This window comes from Roseobacter sp. CCS2 (assembly GCF_000169435.1).
Taxonomy (GTDB): domain Bacteria; phylum Pseudomonadota; class Alphaproteobacteria; order Rhodobacterales; family Rhodobacteraceae; genus Yoonia.
In genome coordinates this window covers 391822-411958 of the sequence record NZ_AAYB01000002.1, presented here as the reverse complement: position 1 = coordinate 411958, position 20137 = coordinate 391822, and the positions used below count along the sequence as shown (strand labels likewise).

Here is a 20137-nt window from a genome sequence, read left to right as displayed (position 1 = left end):
GCCTAATAGGTAGCGCTGTGCGTTGGCCCGGTGCGGTCGTAGGCCTTGCGCCGCTGCAGTTCGATCATCTGTGCAACCCGGCTGAGGGCGACACCGCGCATCAAAATGCTGGCTGGCAAGAATGCCCATGCAGAGACCGTCCAAATCAAGGTTTGTGGGTTATCAAGGTTAATTGGGGTGCCCAAGGCCGCCACCAATTTGACAACTGCTGGCACCAAGAAAGGCAACAAGAACCCTAATATAATGTTAACGCGTCCATCCCTTTGAAGGCGTTTCACCACATCACCGCCAGCGGTTGGGTCAAATGTGGGCAGATTGATCCAGACATTAAAGGCGCCCGCGCGGCGCGGCCAGCGGTATAGGCGCAGCAGAACGACAAACCAAATGACCGAAAACACGGAAACCAGATAGCTCAGCCCTGCTGCGTCACGCAAATGCTGGATCACCAACGGATCGGTCCCGTCAGGCATCATGATGACCATCAGACGTACCGGCGAATACGGAAAATCAATGGTTTCTCCGATCACACTCCCGCTGTTCTGAAAGTATTCAGAGATCACTGTAGGGGAATCCACACCTTTAAAGATCATTGACAGACAAAACACAGTGGCAAACAAAGCCGAAAACCTGACCCGATTGAACGGGGGGGCATCGCGAAACTCGACCAGGCTGGGGCTGCTGGAGCTATATTCGACAATCGTGAAAAGTGCGCCAAAGATCGCAACCAGAACGATAATCTGCGCGTTGTCCGTCCCAGAATTGGGCAACAGTGCATAAGGCATGATGATCAACATCACGACCATCACGGCTCTTACCAATGCTGAAGGCAATCGCGCTAGCACTACACTTTTCCTCTACTCGGCCATCGCATGCCTTGCGCATAAGTTCCGGGTGGCACGCACAACATACCCAGATGATATTATTATTGGGATAATCCTGAACAAATCCAGCCCTTTGCATCAACCAATGCGCGCGTGAAACCGGCTATATACTTCACATTGGCAGCAAAGTGGTGCGCGAAAGCCACCGAACCGCAGCATTTGTGCAGTAGGTCCGGAATGCAAAAGGGCCGCTTCGTGACAAAGCAGCCCTGATTGAAATGTTTATGAATGCCGTTACACCCACGGACGCGCGGTGCTGGCCGCAGCCTCATAGCTGTCAATCGACGCGGCCTTTTCCATGGTCAGGCCAATGTCGTCGAGGCCGTTTATCAAGCAATGCTTTTTGAAGGCATCAACCTCAAAACTAAAGGTTTCACCATCCGAAGACGTGACCGTCTGCGCCTCAAGATCAACCTCGATCCGCGCGTTGGACCCTTTTTCGGCGTCCTTCATCAGAACATCAACCTGCTCTTGCGGCAGCGCGATAGGCAGGATCCCGTTTTTGAAACAGTTGTTGTAGAAGATATCGGCATAGGACGGTGCGATCACGCAAGTGATCCCAAAATCGGCGATAGCCCATGGCGCGTGTTCGCGCGAAGACCCGCAACCAAAGTTTTCACCGGCAACAATGATTTGCGCTTCGCGATATTGGGGTTTGTTCAAGACGAAATCAGGAATTTCGTTGCCGTCATCGTCATAGCGCATCTCATCAAACAGGTTCACACCAAGGCCGGACCGTTTGATCGTTTTCAGGAACTGCTTGGGAATGATCATATCGGTGTCGATGTTGACCAATGGCAGTGGGGCGGCGATGCCGCTGAGTTTTGTGAATTTCTGCATTACATCATCTCCCGCACATCGGTCAGTTTGCCTGTGATCGCCGCCGCGGCAGCCATCTGCGGTGACATCAGGTGGGTGCGTCCGCCCCGCCCTTGCCGCCCTTCGAAGTTGCGGTTGGATGTGGCTGCACAGCGTTCACCCGGTGCCAGTTGATCGGGGTTCATCGCCAGACACATGGAACAACCGGCAAGGCGCCATTCAAACCCGGCGTCCTTAAAAATATCCGCCAGCCCTTCTTCCTCGGCCTGCGCACGCACAAGACCGGACCCCGGCACAACCATCGCCCGCAGCCCGTCTTTCTTTTTCTTGCCCTTAAGAATGGCAGCTGCTGCCCGCAGGTCTTCAATGCGTCCATTTGTGCAAGATCCGATAAAGACCGTGTCGATTTCGATGTCAGACAAAGGCGTGCCCGGCTTGAGGTCCATATAGTCGAGCGAACGTTGGGCCGCGCCAACTTTACCACCTTCGAAATCATCCGCCGCAGGCACGGCAGCCGTGATCGGCAAAACATCCTCGGGTGACGTCCCCCAAGTCACGACAGGCGCGATATCTTCGCCTTTCAGCGTGATCACCTTGTCGAAATGCGCGCTTTCGTCGGTATAAAGCGTGCGCCAATACGCCTCTGCCGCTTCCCATGCTGCACCCTTTGGTGCGTGCGGGCGCTCTTTGCAGTATGCGTAGGTTTTCTCGTCCGGTGCGATCAGACCAGCACGCGCGCCACCTTCAATCGCCATGTTGCAGACCGTCATGCGCCCTTCCATCGACAAATCGCGGATCGCTTCGCCACAATATTCGATCACATAGCCAGTGCCGCCAGCCGTGCCGGTCGCGCCGATGACGGACAGGGTGATGTCCTTGGCCGTCACACCGGGGCGTAGTTTGCCTGTAATCTCGACCTTCATGTTCTTGGATTTCTTCTGGATCAGCGTTTGCGTCGCCAGAACATGCTCAACCTCGGACGTGCCGATGCCGTGGGCCAGCGCGCCAAAGGCACCGTGGGTTGCCGTGTGGCTGTCACCGCATACAACGGTCATGCCCGGCAACGTCCAGCCCTGCTCTGGTCCGACGATATGCACGATGCCCTGACGGACGTCAGAAACTGGATAGTAGTGGATGCCGAATTCCTTGGCATTGCTATCCAATGCAGCGACCTGAATGGCACTATCCTCGGTCATGTTCTTGGGGTCATCGCGTCCAGCCGTTGTCGGCACATTGTGGTCTGGCACAGCGATGGTTTTTTCGGGCGCGCGCACCTTGCGGCCCGCCATACGCAGCCCTTCAAAGGCCTGCGGGCTGGTCACTTCGTGGACCAGATGGCGATCAATATAAAGCAGGCAGGTGCCATCATCGGCTTCATGGGCGACATGCGCATCCCAGATTTTATCATAGAGCGTTTTGGGGGACATTGTCCTCTCCCGTCATAAAATGTCAGTGGTCGTCAGGTTTACGGAAAGCAGGCGGGCGTTATCCCCGCGCGAGGATTGTGCCACGTGCACCAAAGAACCGCCAAGGCAGCCGTGCGCGATCATCCATATCAAAAACCTTTTTCATGAAAGATCAGATACACGCGCTGACCCCTGCTCGCAAGGGTGATCGCATAGCTGCATCCCGCATTGGGACCGGCGTAGTGACGCGTCTTTCAGTGTCAGACAGGGACAGGCGGATTGTCAGGGATCTGACTGTTGATCGCATTGATCGTTGTCTCTGGGTCGACGTAATCATTGTCTGCCGCATCGGTGAACACAACTTCGATATCGTAGTTGTCTTGAACAAAGGTTTGCAGATCATCACTTGTCGTATTGGCTTCACCTCTGAAGAACGCAGATGATTCCTCAAACTCGGCATCCGGGAAATCGTCAGGGTTCAGCAGTTTTGCCGTGATCAGGAAACCATTAACGGTTTCATCGCCCTCTTCAATCGTGCTTAGCGTCGCCTCAAATCCAACTTGCGGCGTTGCGGCTGCACCATCCAAATCAATATCGACAGTCAGGATCATCCGATGCTCTGATTCATCGAATTCGGTGATAATGGCAAAAGTTTCTTCATCATTTTCGATGTTCGCCAAGGCAAAGAAATCGGTTGTGCCTTCTGAGTCTTCCAAGCGCCCTTCGCCCGTGACAAGAACAAGCACGTCTTTTTCATCACCCGTACCGGGATCATCAGAATTCTGCCCGCCAACAGCCAGACCGCCGCCGCCCCAAAGGTAGATTTCATCCTCACCGCCTTCGCCGCGAAGTGTATCGGTGCGGTCAGTTGCATTATTCAGTTCACCATCCAGCAAACGGGCACCAAACCCGCCGAAAATCTCGTCAGCGCCGCGACCGCCGCGAATGATATCGCTACCAAAGCCGCCGTTGATGTCATCATCGCCGGCACCGCCCAAAATCGTATCGTTGCCATCATCCCCGTTCAGAATGTCATCACCGGCACGTCCTTCGATCACATCACGGCCATCGCCACCATTCACCGTGTCATTGCCCAGCCCGGCGTTTATGAAATCAAGTCCGGCACCACCATTGATGGTGTCGTTCCCATCAAATCCAAGGATCAGGTCGTCGCCATCCGTACCGTCCAGCGGAATATCATCTTCCAATGTCCCGCGAACTTCGTTTTTGTCACTCTCATCGTCATCATCCTCACTCAGGAGCGGGATCAAAAGCACACCAGAGGCAGCCAACAACAACAATATGGTCATGTCCATAATAGGAACTCCAACGCTATCTTTCATAAAATCGTAGCGGTTTCATCATGCCCTCACAAGGATACAAACGATTTGCGTCAGCGTCATTTACGCACTGATGCATAAGCGTTGCTTGCTTGCACGCTATCTGCATGCAACCTTATCAAAACAGATGCACTGATCAGGAATCCGATGGCTGCGCACGACGGAATAAACGACCCGGTATTGGTAGAAGAACCGCTTGAGGAGGTCCTCGAAATTGGCGGTGATCTGTTGATTCAAGGGCAACAGTTCATCGAAAGCATGTTCCGAACCTGGAACCTGTATCAAATCCTGATTGCGATTGGTATTTTTGCCGCAGCGCATATTCTGCGCGCGATTCTGGGGCCGCGCATTCGTGCATGGATGGGATCGCGCGAAAATTGGCCAAAGTGGCGGATGCGCATCCTTGTTGTTGTGCATCAACGCTTGCGGGCAATCTTTTTCGTCGCACTGATCTGGATCGTCATCTTTGCCATGCGCGAATTGACCTGGAACAGCCGCAGCTATCTGTTGGGCGTGATCGGCACGCTGGCATTGGCATGGCTGCTGATCGTTTTCGCCACCCGCCTGATCAAAAGCCCGACACTGCGCAAATTCGTACGCTACGGCGCGTGGATATGGGCCACCTTGCAAATCCTTGGGCTTTTGGATGTGGCCGAGCGGTTACTGGACAGTGTCGGGTTCAATATAGGTGAAATCAGGTTCTCGCTGCTGTTGCTTATTCAGGGCCTTGTGATTTTGGGCGTGCTCATCACCGCGGCGCGGTTCTTTACAACAACGACAGCAAGTCGGATCCGATCAAACGAAGATATCAGCCCATCCATGCAGGTGCTGATCGTCAAAGGCGTGCAAATTGCGTTCTATGGTGCTGCATTCTTTGTTGGCGTGCGTGCGCTGGGGATCGACCTGACAGGGCTTGCAGTACTTTCGGGTGCGATTGGTGTGGGCCTTGGTTTTGGTCTGCAAAAGGTCGTGTCCAACCTTGTTTCCGGTGTGATCATCCTGCTGGATAAGTCGATTAAACCCGGCGATGTCATCAGCCTTGGCGATACCTTTGGTTGGATCAATTCGCTGGGTGCGCGTTATGTATCGGTCGTCACCCGCGACGGGCGCGAATACCTGATACCAAACGAAGACCTGATCACCGGTCAGGTCGTCAACTGGTCACATTCCAACGATTTCGTTCGCCTTGATATCAACTTTGGCACCGCCTATCACGACAACCCGCACGAAGTGCGGCGCATTGCGATTGAGGCCGCGCAGGGTGTTGATCGTGTGCTCAGCAACAGGCCAACGGTGTGTCATATCGTGGGCTTTGGTGACAGTTCGGTCGACTATCTGCTGCGGTTCTGGATCAGGGACCCCACAGGCGGTCTGACCAACATTCGTGGCAATGTTTATCTGGCACTCTGGGACGCGTTTGAGGAACACGACATTAGTATTCCGTTCCCGCAGCGTGAAGTAAAAATGTTGGAAAACAAGCCTGCAACCGGGTGAAGGCTGCTACGGGCTGAATTCAATTGCTTTGCGCACCTATTCGGAACATTGTGTGAACATTCATTCGCTTCGAAAGGTCGCGCCATGCAAGATATCTCTGTTTACCTTCCCGGAATTCTACTTGCCTATTCTGCATTTCTTTTGGGTATTGCCAGCCCCGGCCCGAATGTTCTGGCCGTGATGGGCACATCAATGAGCGTGGGTCGCCCATCGGGCATCGCTTTGGCGATGGGGGTCGCGATCGGCTCTTTCACATGGGCGGTTCTAACAGCATTTGGACTGTCGGCACTTCTGGCGACCTATGCTTCGGCACTTTTGCTTATTAAGCTTTTTGGCGGCGCTTATTTGCTGTGGCTGGCCTATAAAGCCTTCAAATCCGCAGCGTCCCCACATGATATTGAAGCCAGCGAGCTGAAAGGCGGGCGCCGCACTGCATTAGGATATTTGCGACGTGGCTATATCATTCAAATGACAAACCCCAAGGCCGCGCTGTCTTGGATCGCGATCATCTCGCTTGGGTTGCAAAACGACGCGCCGTTCTGGGTTGCGGCCGTGATCGTTGTGGGCACGTTTATTCTGTCGATCATTTGCCATCTGCTTTACGCGCTCGCGTTTTCGACCCCCGTCATGGTGCGCATTTACGGCAAGGCACGCCGGGTTATTCAGGGCATCCTTGGCACATTCTTTGCGCTGGCAGGGCTGAAACTGCTGACCAGCCGCACGTGATGCTAACAAGAAATGCCGCGCAGAAATCTGCGCGGCCTTTTCTGTTTATGGCACATGCATCAGCCCCGGTTCATCCGGTTCTCGATCAGATCATCGACAACGGACGGATCAGCCAGCGTAGATGTATCGCCCAGCGCACCGAAATCATCCTCAGCAATCTTGCGCAGGATGCGCCGCATAATCTTGCCCGACCGTGTTTTCGGCAGCCCCGGTGCCCATTGCAGCAAATCAGGCTTGGCAATCGGGCCAATCTCGGAGCGGACCCAGACCTCTAGCTCTTTGCGCAACGCGTCCGATGGCTCTTGGCCGTTCATCAAGGTGACATAGGCATAGATACCCTGCCCCTTGATGTCATGCGGATAACCCACAACGGCAGCTTCAGCGACTTTTGCATGTGCGACCAAGGCGCTTTCAACTTCGGCCGTGCCCATCCGGTGGCCTGAGACGTTGATCACATCATCCACGCGGCCGGTGATCCAATAGTACCCGTCTTCATCGCGCTTACAGCCATCACCGGTGAAATAGTAATTCTTGTAATCCGCAAAATACGTCTTCTCGAACCGCTCATGATCGCCCCAGACGGTGCGCATCTGGGCAGGCCAACTGTCTTTGATGCACAGCACGCCCTCTGCGGCGGTATCGTGAATTTCCTCGCCCGACGTTGGTTCCAGAATGACAGGCTGAATGCCAAAGAAGGGCAAAGTGGCAGAGCCGGGTTTGGTCGCTGTTGCACCGGGCAGCGGTGTCAGCAAATGCCCCCCGGTTTCGGTCTGCCACCACGTATCGACGATGGGCGCTTTGCCTTTACCGACAATGTCGTTGTACCAGTTCCAAGCTTCGGGGTTGATCGGTTCGCCAACGGTGCCAAGTACCTTGATATCAGACAGATCATACTTTTCAACGTATTCATTGCCTTGCGCCATCAGCGCGCGAATCGCCGTTGGCGCTGTATAAAACTGATTGACCTTGTGTTTTTGGCAGACCGCCCAGAACCGACCGGCATCGGGATATGTAGGGACACCCTCAAACATGATCGTGGTCGCGCCGTTCGCCAATGGCCCATAAACAATATAGCTATGCCCTGTGACCCAGCCCACGTCAGCGGTGCACCAAAAGATATCACCGTCGTGATAGTCAAACGTGTACTGCTGCGTCATCGCCGCATAGACAAGGTAGCCACCGCTGGAATGCACAACGCCCTTAGGCTGGCCGGTGGAACCAGACGTATAAAGAATGAACAGCGGATCTTCGGCGTTCACTTCAGTCGGCGGACAGTCGGCGCTGACTTTTTCTTCCATCTCGTGCAGCCAGTAATCCAGCCCGTCGCGCCACGCGACCTGTTGGCCAGTACGTTTGACAAGAAGGCATTTCACCTCGTCAAAATCATTCAAGAGCGCCTGATTCACACTGTCTTTGAGGTTTGTCACCCGGCCCCCCCGCGGTGCACCATCAGCGGTAATCACAACCTTTGCATCACAGGCGTTGATCCGTGCGCCCAGCGCTTCGGCAGAGAATCCTGCGAAGACAATCGAATGGATCGCGCCGATCCGCGCGCAGGCAAGCATCGCATAAGCGGCCTCGGGGATCATGGGCAGATAAAGAACGACGCGGTCGCCTTTACCAACACCCATGTCCTTTAGAACATTCGCCATCAGCGATGTCTTTTTGTGCAGCATTTTGTAGGTGATATGTACGGCATCATCATCGGGGCTGTCAGGCTCCCAAATAATGGCGGTCTGATCGCCCCGTGTCGCCAAATGACGGTCGATACAGTTGGCGCTGACATTCAGCGTACCATCTTCGTACCACTTGATATCGACATTGCCGGGGGCAAAGCTGGTATTCTTGACACGTGTATAAGGTTTGATCCAGTCAAGCCGCTTGCCATGTTCGCCCCAGAACGTCTCTGGGTCTTCAATGGATGCAGCGTACATCTTTTCGTAGGTGGTTTGATCGGCATGGGCATTGGCAGCCATGTCGGCTGACGGCGCATAGGCTCCGGCTGGTTGATTGGTCACGATGGTTCCCCCCTGATGTGTCTGGTCAGCCTATATCATGCCGAAAACGCAGCCGAATCCAAGCCTTGACCGGTCCGGGCTTTACAATTTGTAAAACAGCAGCGGCCCGGTGCTTTGACATAGGTAAAGGGATTTACGCTGGAAGAGCCACGGATGTGACGCAACCTAGCCGTCGTGACGAAACGCCAGACTGACAATATCAGCGCGTTTCATACCGCGCGCTTTCAGCTCATCATCAGATATCGCCGCTAATTCGCGCGCTGTCTGGGCGCGTGCTGTGTTGGTTGCGATGTCGTGAAGTGCGGTACCCATCGCGCGAAAAGGTGTTGCAAGCAATTCAAGCAACATTTCACGGTTGGAAATCAGGGTATTATCGGGACGGAGTGACATTTTGAGCCTCGTAAGTTGAATATTCGTCCTCCCACCCCCGAAATAGTTCAGCGGCGGCCCAGCAACAACGCTCACAAATGCAAACCCACCATGCAAGTCGCGCATGATGGGTGCTGTTTCATATTGTGATGGGGTGTATTCGGACGGTTAGGACGGTGCCTTGCCATCCCATGGCGTATCGGCAACGGTGATTGGTTTGCCACGCTTCGTTGTCTTGGCCGGTGTCGGCGTCGCTGACTTAGCTTTTGACTTTGTTTGAGGCTGGCCAGGTGCCTTTGCTGCGGCTGGCTTGGCCTGCGTGACAACCTTCTTAGGCGCGGGCTTGGCTGTCTCTGCTTTCGCAGTGGCTTTCTTCAGTGTCGCAGCCTTGGCTGGTGTTTTCGATTTCGCAATTACTGGCTTTGTCACGGCAGGCGACTTCGCAACAACTTCAGCTTTAGCAGGCTTGGTTACCGGAGCTTTAGCTTTCACCGGCGGTTTTGCCTTGGTGACTTTCGACGATGCCTCCGTCGCCTTCGACGCTGGTTTTGCAGCAACAGGTTTTTGAGCGACCGCTGGCTTCGGCTTCGCGGCGACAGCCTCTTTCGCCTTGGATGCAGTTTTTGCTACCACCGCAATCTTTGGCTTTTTTGCTTTTGGTGCCGCAGCCTTCTTGACCGGTTTCTGCCTAGCGGCAGGTGCGGGCTTTGTTTTGGGCGTCGGCGTGCCATAATAAGGAGACATCAACGCGCGCTGCGCGGCAGACGTCTGTTCGATCAGCGCATCTGCAAACCGCATTTGCTGGCCGATGACTGCGCTTGCAACCTGCAAACTCTGCGCGGTGAGTGATAGAGTGAGTGCGGGCGTCATGTTGTTCCCCTGACATTAAATTCAACTACAGGGGCAATTATAGACGGTTTATGTCGGCAATGCAGCATTTTTCTGCACTGCAGCATAAGTGCTTGGTCTCACTACAAAAGGCGTGCCGTAACACGCCAAAGGGCACCCCATAAGGGTGCCCTTCAGTCTTACAAAGCAAACCGCGTTAGTCGGTTTGATCCATCCGAACAACATAGCGGACCTGACCTTTAACAGGCACGCTCCAATTCAAATGCACATCGCGCAAACTGCTGCCTTGTTCGCCCTCAGACCAAGGCAGGTCATACACGTTATTGCCGCCAGTGTTAGTCACAGCACCGGTAGGCATAACACCTTCGACGCTCAATGCGCGCCCGCCAAATGGCAGCACTTTGCGTGTCTGCATGAACCATGTCGATGCTTCGGTTGCCTGCACATGCGTCAAAGATGCGGGGTTCGAAACGGAATCGTTGACGTTGTGAAAGGTGTTAGCCGTGAATTCGAAATCGCGTGTCCGGCTGAAATCAAGGTCGGCAAAGGTTGTATCGACGTCTTCAACCCTGTCGATCCTGCCATTCAACGAACGGAAAACATTGCCAGTCACCGAAAAACCGTTGATGAAATGATCAGGGCCGAACGGTTTGATCACAATGAAATTGAACGCGTCCGTCACATCATTGACCGTGAACATATTGCCTGTGATCGTCAGCCCTCCAAAGGAAAACTGGGTGCCAAGGGCCGGTGTGGCATCATGTTCATTCGTCCACTCGATAAAGTTGTTATCGACATAGTTGCCGGTAAAAATGCTCTTGGGGTTAGGCAAGGTCAGAATAACACCACCCAAGCGCAATCCATTGGTCTGATCATCGCCCTGAAACCAGTGGTTGCCAACGATCAGGTTACCGGACCCCGCCAGCACGCAAAAATGCCGGAACCGGCTAACCCGGTTGTCCCTGATTTTCACGTCATTTGCGTTGGCATTAAACCCAACGCTGACCCGGTTCTGAACAGGAACATTTTGTTCATCTGAAATCATCTGACACCGGTCGATCATCATGCCCTGACAACCACGTCCCGGCGATGTAATCCCGCGATCCTTGGGTCTGTTCACAAAGCTATCACGCACATGGAAGGTGAAACCATCGGGGGCCATCATAATGCCGCTGGCAACACCGCGCCCCTGAAACTCGATATCATCCAGAATGAACTGGCTGAGTTTTTCATAGCCCGAAAAATCGAGCATGTACTGAAAGCGCAAAAAGGTGAACACTTGCGTGCCCTCTGCATCGAACAGCGGACGGCTCAACTCCAGCGTCTGCGCACTTTCATTGACCGAAGTGACATAGATCTCGCGCCCAACGCCACTCCCCTCAACCAATGACCCGACCGCGATTGATGCGATATTCGTGACATTTGTCAGGCGATTGTCATCATTCGCAGCATAAGTTGCTTGCGACGTCACTTCGACTGTGTCCCAAGCGGCACCATCGGCGGGCTGAAACTGACCGTTGCGAATAACGCGGCGAGTTTCAAAGCGCGTGCGGCTTGGGTCGGCCGCCTGCATGTCAACCGGTTCAGTCAACAGAACACGACGACCGCAAAGATCCAAAGAATCGTGATCAGCGAAATTGATAAGCGCCTGATAGGCCTTTTTGAACGCCAACTCTTCGTTCTGAAATGCAGACAAATAGCTGTCGTAATCATAGTCCTGTTGCAGAATAAAGCGAAACGCGGGCTCTTGCACGATACGCCCGACAAAGCGCACCGGATTGTCCATCGTAACATTGCCTTCCAGCAAATAATCGCCTTCCGGCACCATAACAGTACGACCATTTGCCGCCGCATCAGCGGCATTGAAAGCCGCACTATCGTCAGTGACACCATCACCCTTTGCGCCATAATCGCGGACATCAACCAGCCCTGACAGGTCACCCTGAAAGGCAGAGGACACATCGGTGATCGTGATATCGTCAAGGCGCACAACGCCACCGGTCGGTCCCGTCAGATCAATACCAAAGTGACCGTAGGCAGCCCCCGTCCAGACCAGATCAACACCGCCCCGGTCCGCGGTCGCCACAATCGCCGTCACCTCAACGACTTCGCCATAGGTGGTCAGTTGCACCGAAGGCCCCACCTCTGTCACGCCGGGCAACTGAATGCCGCCCCCCGCCCCGGCCCAGCCTGCAATACGCACTGCAGGCAACGCACCTGCAACAGCTTTGACCCGTGCTTTGATTTGCAGATAGCAGCCGGGCACAATCGGCGTCTCACCTTTATACCGCACGCGCTGGGTCGCATCGACTTTCAGCAGTTCCAGACAGCCCGCAAAATCCTGATCGGCGGCCACAAAAACACCCGATCCGCTGCCAGCATAGGTATCGGACCCCGGCGTACCATCGGTGCTGGACCACAGCGAAAGGCCTGCGGAAAACGGCAATGGGTCGAAAACAAGTCCGTCGGTGATAGCTTTATTCATGAAAAGAGCCCCTGAAGCTTTGAAAAACGCAAAAGGCCCAGCGCGCAGCCGGGCCACCTGCCAAAGGGGTATCTTTTCGGTCTAAAGAGGGGCTGACAGCACCGTGACGGTCAGTGCCGCAACGCTTCAGGCACCAACATCCGGCGCAGGCAGCAATTGCACGCCATTGATCTGCCATCCATCAGCCGTTTCAATCATCTGATAATCTAGAATGTGCAAACCACCTTGGGCATCGCGCACCATGACCTTTTGCCAAAGATTGCCTGCCACATCACGCAAGTCCAGAAATCGTACATCTGCATTATCCCAAACCATTGGATAACCCTGTTGGACCATCATGCCAAAGTTATCTGGGCTACCAAACAAGCGTTTGATGTTCGGGCTGGCGTATTGCCAAGCCTCTGAAACATCGCGGTTATTGAAGGCTTCCAACTGATTGCCAATCACCCCTTCGATCGCATCCGCGTCTTGCGCAAACACAGACGTCGCCGCCATCCACAACCCAAATACCGCTGCCAAAATCCGCATGATCAATGCCCCCTGTCAGATCCATCATAATGGATACGGACAAGAACACCGAATAGTTTCAATTCTTTTGGGCGTGGTGCTTAGGCCGCCAGCTGCTGTTCTATCAGGGCAATGGTTTCCTCGACGCCATAAAGCGCGATGAAACCACCAAAACGCGGCCCTTGTGACGCACCCAAAAGCACCTCGTAAAGTGCCGTGAACCACGCACGCAGCGGATCAAACCCATGGTCTTTACCAACAGCGAAAACCATTGTTTGCAGCTCTTCGGCATCCAGACCACCGTCCCATGCTTTCAGCCGCTCAACCAAATCACCAAGTGCCGCGCGTTCCTGATCCGTTGGCTGGCGATACACCTTCGTCGGCTTCACAAAGTCATTGTAATATCGCACGGCAAACCCTGCCGCCTGATCCATCTGCGGGTTCCTTTCGGCCGATGCATCAGGCGCATAGCGCTGGATGAAACCCCAAAGCGTGTCTTTGTCCTCGGCCCCGGAAACAGAGGCAAGGTTCAACAACATCGCAAAAGGCACAACCATATCAGACGCAGGCACATTGTGACCGTGAATATGGAACACAGGGTTATTGGCCCGGCCTGCATCATCTTGATCCGCATAAGCACGTAACTGCTGGTGATACTCATCCACCGCCTTGGGAATCACGTCAAAATGCATCCGCTTGGCCGTCTTCGGCTTAAGATACATGAAGTACGACAGGCTCTCGGTCGAAGCGTAGGTCAGCCATTCATCAATCGAAATCCCGTTCCCGGACGACTTTGAAATCTTCTGACCTTTCTCATCCAAAAACAGCTCATAAGAAAAGTGGTTCGGCTTCTTGCCGCCCAATATCTCGCAAATCCGGTCATAGATCGCTGTGTTGGTGGCGTGTTCCTTGCCATACATCTCAAAATCCACGTCCAGCGCAGCCCAGCGCGCCCCAAAATCCGGCTTCCATTGCAATTTTACATTGCCACCTGTCACAGGCAGCGTCCATTCGCGGCCGTCAGGATCATCAAAGGTGACCTCACCCTTTTCGCCATCCACATGCTTCATCGGCACATACAGCACGCGCCCGGTCTCAGGATGGATCGGCAGAAAAATCGAATAAGTCCCCTGACGCTCTTCGCGCAACGACTTCAGCATGACGGCCATGATATCGTCATAGCGGGCGGCGGCGCGCAGCAAGATCTCATCAAACTGTCCTGTCTTGTAAAACTCACGGGCCGAGTAAAATTCATACTCAAACCCAAAAGTATCCAAAAACCGGCGCAACATCGCGTTGTTATGGTGGCCAAAGCTTTCATGCGTGCCAAACGGATCGGGCACCGATGTCAGCGGCTTGTGCATGTGTTCAGCCAGCATGTCTTGCTGCGGCACATTGCCCGGCACCTTGCGCATGCCGTCCAGATCATCAGAAAAACAGATCAATTTAGTGGGAATATCCGAAATTACCTCAAACGCACGGCGGATCATCGTTGTGCGCAACACCTCACCAAATGTCCCGATATGCGGCAGACCAGACGGACCATACCCCGTTTCAAACAAAACATACCCTTTCTCAGGCGCCTTGTTTTCATAGCGTTTAAGCAATGCGCGCGCTTCCACAAAGGGCCAGGCCTTCGACGTCATCGCTGCTTCACGCATGTTGCTCATGGTACTCTCACTTCATTTGGGGGCCATCATTGTGATCGCCGCAACGCGCACTCCCTATTGCGAGACAGGCAAGGCGTCAATAAATGTACCCTGCAACCTGAAGGAATTGATGATGCTCGAAGATGCCCCAATGACCGCGCAAGATGCGCTTGCCGCCCTGATGATCGCGGTCTCCGCATCGGATGAGAATATCCGCACCGCCGAGCTTGTAAAAATGAGCAATGCAATCAATAACTTGCCTGTTTTTGACGGTTACGATGCTGAACGGCTGCCGCGCACGTCAAAAATGGTGTTTGATTTGTTCGAACAGGAAGACGGGCTTGAAGCGCTGTTTGGTTTGATCCGTGATGCCTTGCCAGAGCATTTATATGAAACGGCTTATGCGCTATCTTGTGACGTGGCCGCCGCCGACGGACGTATTGTCGGCCCCGAAGCACGCATGCTGGAAGAGATTCGCGAAGAATTGGAACTCGACCGTTTGCATGCCGCCGCCATTGAACGCGGGGCACGTGCACGGCACATGACGCTCTGATCAGGTTAACCTGAACGCCAGGTGCTTTAGGATATCTTGCTGTACCCTGCGCGCCCTGCGGTTCCAACCACGTGCGCCGGGCGGGCTTTCGGCACCGGTCAGCTTGCCGGCCTCGCGCGCCTCCAGATCTGACGCAAAAAATGCAAACGCCAGATCCCGGCCGCTTTTGGTGCGGATGTACCCCGCAAGGGATGAGACAAAGTTCAATGTTCCGGTCTTGGCCTTGACCGACACAGCCGGATCACTGATCACCTGCTGATCGTCGCCAACCAAGCGAATATCGCGCATAATTGGCCTAAGTGTTTGTATTACGTCAGGCGCGCCAAGCAATCGCACCATATCCGCAGGCGATACGCGCGACTGATCGCCCAGCCCAGAATGATCAACAAAAGACGGCGTAATGCTGCCCGCACGCGCGTTCGCCCAACGCGCCATCCCCAAAGCAGAGGTTCGCAAACCACGCGGCGTACCCGCACGTGCAGCAGTCGCTGCCATACCCGCAGCTTCTGCGGTAAGGTTTGTTGAAAACCGCAGCATACCGCGCATCATCTGGCGCAAGGGCGCGCTTTCAAGACTTGCAAGTGTCATACCGGTCGGTGCAACGGCGGTCTCTTTGGGTGCCTTCAGCAAAATCCCATGGCTTCGCGCAAATGTCGCAAAAACCTCTCCGGCATAAAGCGCGGGATGGCGCACCGGCAACCACCGCGATCCTTCTTTGTTCAGTGCTGATCCAGCCACCGTCCATTGATCCACATCGCCGATGTCACTGTACGTAAAAACAGGCGAACTTCGATCAACAACCGATATGCGGGCGGTCGTTACTGCGGGCCGATAGTTTTCGCTGCGGGCATCCAGTGTAGTGACATAATCCTCGCCATCCAGCTTCCACTCAAAGTGCACACGGTTGTAATTCAGGTTCAAACCCGTGATCGTCGGATTATAACCAAGGTAATCAAATTGGCTCTCATCAATCTCTTCTTGATTGATCAGTGCGTTATCCCAGACAAGAAAGTCACCTTTGACTTCGCGCAGACCAGTATCCTTCAGTCGCTGCGCCAAATCGGCAATCTGATCCGTCACCAAATTAGGATCGCCACCACCAGCCAAAATCAAATTACCACTTAAAATACCGTTTTCTATAATTCCATCAGCAAATATACGTGTTGCAAAGGTGTGCCCCGCGCCCAATGCTTCTATCGCATAAAGGGCGGTAAAAGCCTTTGTCACACTTGCTGGCGGCTGCGCCTTCGCACTTTGGATATCTTCCAGAACTTCGCCCGTTTGCAGGTCAGCAACCAAAACACCAAAGTCGCCAGAGAACCCCCTTCCCGCAACCATACTGTCAACCGCATCTTTGGCAGGTGTCCGCGCGATGGGGCGCAAGGACGTCATTGGGGCGTCTGCAAAAGCCGCCGATGCAACTGTTGAAGCGGCCCCCATCAGGACCGCGCGACGTGATAAGCGCATCACCATTCCCCCCGTTTGCGAATGGCTGTCGAAGACTGATCTGACATCGGCAGATTAACGAAAGCCCAGGCAGGCGCATCCACCCGGCCCAGAATGTGCGCAGCACGCCCCGGCAAGCGCGCCTGTGCATAAACCTTGGCCGCTTTCGACATGCGCGCAGAAATCCTGTCACCCGGTCTGGCCAATACGCCAATCGGCACGGTTTCCATGATCCAGCGCCAATCCTGCCAACGGTGAAACTGCGCAAGGTTGTCCGCACCCATCAGCCAAACAAACCGCACACCCGGATATCGTCGGCGCAAGGCGGCAAGCGTTTGCGCGGTGTAGCGGGTGCCAATCTTGGCTTCGATATCCGTCACGGTCACACGCGGATGCTGCATCATGGCACGCGCCGCCTGCATGCGGTCTGCCAAAGGGGCGGGACCATTTGCCTTCAATGGGTTGCCCGGCGACACCAACCACCACAGGCGGTCCAATCCAAAACGTTTCAACGCTGCTTTTGAAATATGTACATGGCCTTTATGCGGCGGATCGAAAGATCCGCCCAGCAAACCGATCACCTGACCGGGCTTTGCAACCGGAATATCGCCCATCATAAGACGACACCCTTGTAGCAAAATGAAGAAAAAGACAGCATCCGTACTCTGTGATCGCAGGTTAATTTTGACTAGGCCGTAGTAGCCATTCCAATGCCAAGACTGTCAATGCATCGGGCCATCATTTCGCGCGCAGACGATACCGGGTTGCCGTCAACCGATCAGAAAAAGCCTCTCGGCAGCGTGCCGCCTCTGCCCGACCCATCACACCCTCCTCGTGTCTGGACGCCTTTTCATCATATCACAGGCGTGCCAAACTTCGAAAATGACTGATTTGACAACACGCAGCGGCGCACCGCTTTCCAAGCTTACCTTTGGCACCATGCAGTTTGGCGGCAAAGCTGACAAGGCGGCGAGCAAGGCCATGTTTGAGGCCGCTTATGAAAGTGGCATCAATCACTTTGATACCGCCTATATCTACACCGAAGGCGCATCAGAAACGATTCTTGGGCCGCTGATCAAACCCACACGCGATGACATCTATCTGGCCACCAAGGCCGGATACACCAACGGTGCATCGCGCACGCATATCCTTGAGCATTTCGATATCTCGCGCAAGCGAATGAACGAAGACGCGGTCGATCTGCTGTATATGCACCGTTTTGATGATGACACACCGCTGGAAGAAACCTTTAGCACCTTGGCAGACCTGCAATCACAGGGTCTGATCAGGCACATCGGTGTGTCAAACTATGCCGCGTGGCAAGTGATGAAAGCACAGGCGGTCGCCAAATCCCTAGGCACCAAAATCGACGTCATTCAGCCAATGTACAACCTTGTAAAACGCCAAAGCGAGGTTGAAATTTTCCCAATGGCTGCTGATCAAGGTATCACCGTTGTGCCATATTCGCCCTTGGGTGGCGGGCTTTTGACTGGCAAATACGCCCAAGGCGAAACCGGTCGCTTAACCGAAGATTCCCGTTACAAGGCGCGCTACGATCAGACATGGATGCACGACACTGCGCGCAAACTGTCGGAACTAGGGGCCGATATGGGCGTAACCCCTGCAACGCTGGCTGTTGCTTGGGCTGCGGGGCATAGCGTGAAACCGTTGCCTATCATCTCAGCAAGGTCGCCCGCGCAGTTACGTCCATCACTTGATGCTATGTCATTCGAGATGAGCGCTGCATTATATGATCAAATCACAGCACTCAGTATATCACCCCCGCCAGCGACCGACCGGCTTGAAGAAGGATGATTGACTTTTTGATCATCGGTGGCGGCATTGCCGGGGTATCGGCGGCAGCACGGCTTTCAGCACTTGGCAGCGTCACGCTGCTTGAGGGCGAAGATGCGCTGGCCTATCACACATCCGGCAGGTCAGCCGCAATGTTTGAACAGAACTATGGTAAGCCTTCGACGATCCCACTCAACAAAGCCAGCCATGCGTTTCACGATCAGGCCGATGTTCTCAGCCCACGGGGCCTTTTGCTGGTCGGAAACGCCGACACCGCTGATGCATTCGCAACGGACGCCCGGCAAATGCAGCTTGCGCAGATCAGTATGCAAGAGGCAAAGGATATGGTGCCCATCCTTGATGATGCAGCCGTTGATCGCACCGCCTATCACGAGGCTGCGTGGGATATTGATACAGACAAGCTGATCCAGTGCTTTGCTAGGACCGCCCGCGAAAATGGCGCGGCCATCCACACCAAGACGCATGTCGATGACATCAAAAGGAACAGCAAAGGGTGGGTTGTCAGCGCAGGCACGGTCACCTTTGAAGCACAGAATTTGGTGAATGCGGCAGGGGCTTGGGTCGATCAGATCGCAACACTTGCAGGCATCGCACCCCTTGGCTTTACACCACTGCGGCGATCTATGGCGCGGATACCCGCACCGGGTGGTCACGACGTCAGCACATGGCCGATGATGTTCGGGCCTGGTGAAAACTGGTACGCGAAAGCCGATGCAGGCGCGCTAATCGTTTCTCCGGCCGAGGAAGACGCCACAACACCGCACGATGCTTACGCCGACGACATGGTGTTGGCCGAAGGATTGGCACGCTACGAGGCCAATGTGACGGAACCCGTGACACGCCTACTCAGCTCTTGGGCGGGGTTGCGCACGTTTTCACCGGACCGAACCCTTGTGTTGGGGCCAGATGCACAGGATCCCAACTTTATCTGGTGCGCGGGACAAGGCGGATACGGCATGCAATCGGCGCCGGCGGCCAGCCAACTGCTTGCGGATTTGATCAGCGGTGGACCCTCGGACTTACCGGTTGATGCCATCACTGCACTTTCGCCGCAGAGGTTCACATGATCGCACGCGTAAATGCGCATGGGCAGCCCATCGGCGATCCGGTGCCCGATTGGACAGGATGCGCGCCCATCCCGAACACCCCGATGCATGGACGCACCTGCAATATTGTACCTTTGCAAAGCCAGCACAGCGCTGACCTGTATGCCGCATTTTCGCAAGACGATACTGGAACGCTCTGGACTTACATGCCGACCGGTCCATTCCAATCGCAAGCAGATTATACCAACTGGGTGGATAGTGTCGTGGACAGCAAAGATCCGCTGTTTTTCACCGTTATTGACAAGTCAAACGGCAAGCCAGTGGGCGTCGCAAGCTTTCTGCGTATCCAGCCCGCGCACGGCGTCGCCGAGGTTGGATTTATCACGTTTTCACCGGCCCTGCAGCGGACGGTCATGGCAACAGAGGCGATGTATCTCATGATGAAACGCGTGCTGGGTGATCTGGGCTATCGGCGCTATGAATGGAAATGTGATGCGCTGAATGCACCATCGCGACAAGCTGCGGCGCGACTGGGGTTTCAGTACGATGGGCTGTTCAGACAAGCGCTGGTCTACAAGGGGCGCAACCGCGACACCGCTTGGTTCTCGGTCCTCGACCAAGATTGGCCGCGCGTGCAGGCAGGATTTGAGGCGTGGTTGGACCCTGCGAATTTTGACGACGATGGACGCCAAAAATCGCCGCTTAGGTATGCTAACGCGTAAAGTGGGTTTAAA

General features: G+C 54.6%; 18 protein-coding genes. 6 read left to right on the top strand and 12 right to left on the bottom strand.

The features are described from left to right. Positions 1-2 precede the first annotated feature (2 nt). The 4 genes from RCCS2_RS08610 to RCCS2_RS17895 all read right to left on the bottom strand — a co-directional run bounded on the left by RCCS2_RS08610 (position 3) and on the right by RCCS2_RS17895 (position 4422). Entirely contained in the window at positions 3-782 is a 780-nt protein-coding gene (locus RCCS2_RS08610) for a hypothetical protein (RefSeq protein ID WP_232204252.1), read from the bottom strand. Between the two features lie 333 nt (positions 783-1115). After that, positions 1116-1721, bottom strand: coding sequence for a 3-isopropylmalate dehydratase small subunit (gene leuD, locus RCCS2_RS08605; protein ID WP_008233336.1), 606 nt, complete (start codon positions 1719-1721; stop codon positions 1116-1118). Further along, complete coding sequence (gene leuC / locus RCCS2_RS08600) at positions 1721-3127, bottom strand: 3-isopropylmalate dehydratase large subunit (protein WP_008233334.1); 1407 nt, start codon at positions 3125-3127, stop codon at positions 1721-1723. The genes leuD and leuC overlap by 1 nt, the downstream gene beginning before the upstream one ends. A gap of 239 nt (positions 3128-3366) precedes the next feature. Next, positions 3367-4422: a calcium-binding protein gene (locus RCCS2_RS17895; RefSeq protein ID WP_008233329.1), complete on the bottom strand. Its 1056-nt coding sequence runs from the start codon at positions 4420-4422 to the stop codon at positions 3367-3369. Positions 4423-4593: 171 nt separating this feature from the next. Here RCCS2_RS17895 and RCCS2_RS08590 point away from each other — a divergent pair, with 171 nt between their 5' ends. Together RCCS2_RS08590 and RCCS2_RS08585 are read left to right on the top strand one after the other, a co-directional pair. Continuing rightward, on the top strand, positions 4594-5940 hold the full coding sequence (locus RCCS2_RS08590; protein WP_050770798.1) for a mechanosensitive ion channel family protein: 1347 nt from the start codon (positions 4594-4596) through the stop codon (positions 5938-5940). 84 nt (positions 5941-6024) lie between these two features. Beyond that, positions 6025-6666 carry a LysE family translocator gene (locus RCCS2_RS08585; RefSeq protein ID WP_008233324.1) on the top strand — a complete coding sequence of 214 codons (642 nt, stop codon included), beginning with the start codon at positions 6025-6027 and terminating at the stop codon, positions 6664-6666. Between the two features lie 59 nt (positions 6667-6725). On the opposite strand, the gene acs is transcribed toward RCCS2_RS08585, so the two are convergent. The 6 genes from acs to RCCS2_RS08555 form a co-directional block, all read right to left on the bottom strand. Continuing rightward, positions 6726-8684 (bottom strand): acetate--CoA ligase, encoded by a 1959-nt coding sequence (acs, locus tag RCCS2_RS08580; RefSeq protein WP_037293775.1) that lies wholly within the window; start codon positions 8682-8684, stop codon positions 6726-6728. 165 nt (positions 8685-8849) lie between these two features. After that, positions 8850-9074 (bottom strand): hypothetical protein, encoded by a 225-nt coding sequence (locus tag RCCS2_RS08575; RefSeq protein WP_008233315.1) that lies wholly within the window; start codon positions 9072-9074, stop codon positions 8850-8852. Between the two features lie 147 nt (positions 9075-9221). Next, positions 9222-9923 (bottom strand): hypothetical protein, encoded by a 702-nt coding sequence (locus tag RCCS2_RS08570; protein ID WP_156788488.1) that lies wholly within the window; start codon positions 9921-9923, stop codon positions 9222-9224. Between the two features lie 175 nt (positions 9924-10098). Further along, positions 10099-12387, bottom strand: coding sequence for a glycosyl hydrolase family 28-related protein (locus RCCS2_RS08565; protein ID WP_008233313.1), 2289 nt, complete (start codon positions 12385-12387; stop codon positions 10099-10101). A 126-nt stretch (positions 12388-12513) separates the two neighbouring features. Next, on the bottom strand, positions 12514-12915 hold the full coding sequence (locus tag RCCS2_RS08560; protein ID WP_008233312.1) for a DUF4864 domain-containing protein: 402 nt from the start codon (positions 12913-12915) through the stop codon (positions 12514-12516). 80 nt (positions 12916-12995) lie between these two features. Then, entirely contained in the window at positions 12996-14564 is a 1569-nt protein-coding gene (locus RCCS2_RS08555) for a lysine--tRNA ligase (protein ID WP_008233311.1), read from the bottom strand. A gap of 112 nt (positions 14565-14676) precedes the next feature. Between RCCS2_RS08555 and RCCS2_RS08550 the strand changes: the two genes are divergently transcribed. Beyond that, positions 14677-15096, top strand: a complete 420-nt coding sequence (locus RCCS2_RS08550; RefSeq protein ID WP_037293955.1) for a tellurite resistance TerB family protein — start codon at positions 14677-14679, stop codon at positions 15094-15096. On the opposite strand, the gene dacB is transcribed toward RCCS2_RS08550, so the two are convergent. Together dacB and RCCS2_RS08540 are read right to left on the bottom strand one after the other, a co-directional pair. Beyond that, positions 15097-16563: a D-alanyl-D-alanine carboxypeptidase/D-alanyl-D-alanine endopeptidase gene (gene dacB, locus RCCS2_RS08545; RefSeq protein ID WP_332249310.1), complete on the bottom strand. Its 1467-nt coding sequence runs from the start codon at positions 16561-16563 to the stop codon at positions 15097-15099. Beyond that, positions 16563-17159, bottom strand: coding sequence for a nicotinate-nucleotide adenylyltransferase (locus RCCS2_RS08540; RefSeq protein ID WP_008233306.1), 597 nt, complete (start codon positions 17157-17159; stop codon positions 16563-16565). Before RCCS2_RS08540 ends, dacB begins: the two co-directional genes overlap by 1 nt. A 265-nt stretch (positions 17160-17424) precedes the next feature. On the opposite strand from RCCS2_RS08540, the gene RCCS2_RS08535 reads away from it, so the two are divergent. The 3 genes from RCCS2_RS08535 to RCCS2_RS08525 are packed head-to-tail and all read left to right on the top strand — an operon-like array spanning position 17425 to position 20125. Then, positions 17425-18357: an aldo/keto reductase gene (locus RCCS2_RS08535; protein ID WP_008233304.1), complete on the top strand. Its 933-nt coding sequence runs from the start codon at positions 17425-17427 to the stop codon at positions 18355-18357. Next, complete coding sequence (locus tag RCCS2_RS08530; RefSeq protein WP_008233303.1) at positions 18354-19424, top strand: NAD(P)/FAD-dependent oxidoreductase; 1071 nt, start codon at positions 18354-18356, stop codon at positions 19422-19424. The genes RCCS2_RS08535 and RCCS2_RS08530 overlap by 4 nt, the downstream gene beginning before the upstream one ends. Then, the gene (locus tag RCCS2_RS08525; protein WP_008233301.1) at positions 19421-20125 is read left to right on the top strand and encodes a GNAT family N-acetyltransferase; all 705 of its coding nucleotides are present in this window, start codon (positions 19421-19423) and stop codon (positions 20123-20125) included. Before RCCS2_RS08530 ends, RCCS2_RS08525 begins: the two co-directional genes overlap by 4 nt. Positions 20126-20137: the final 12 nt, after the last annotated feature.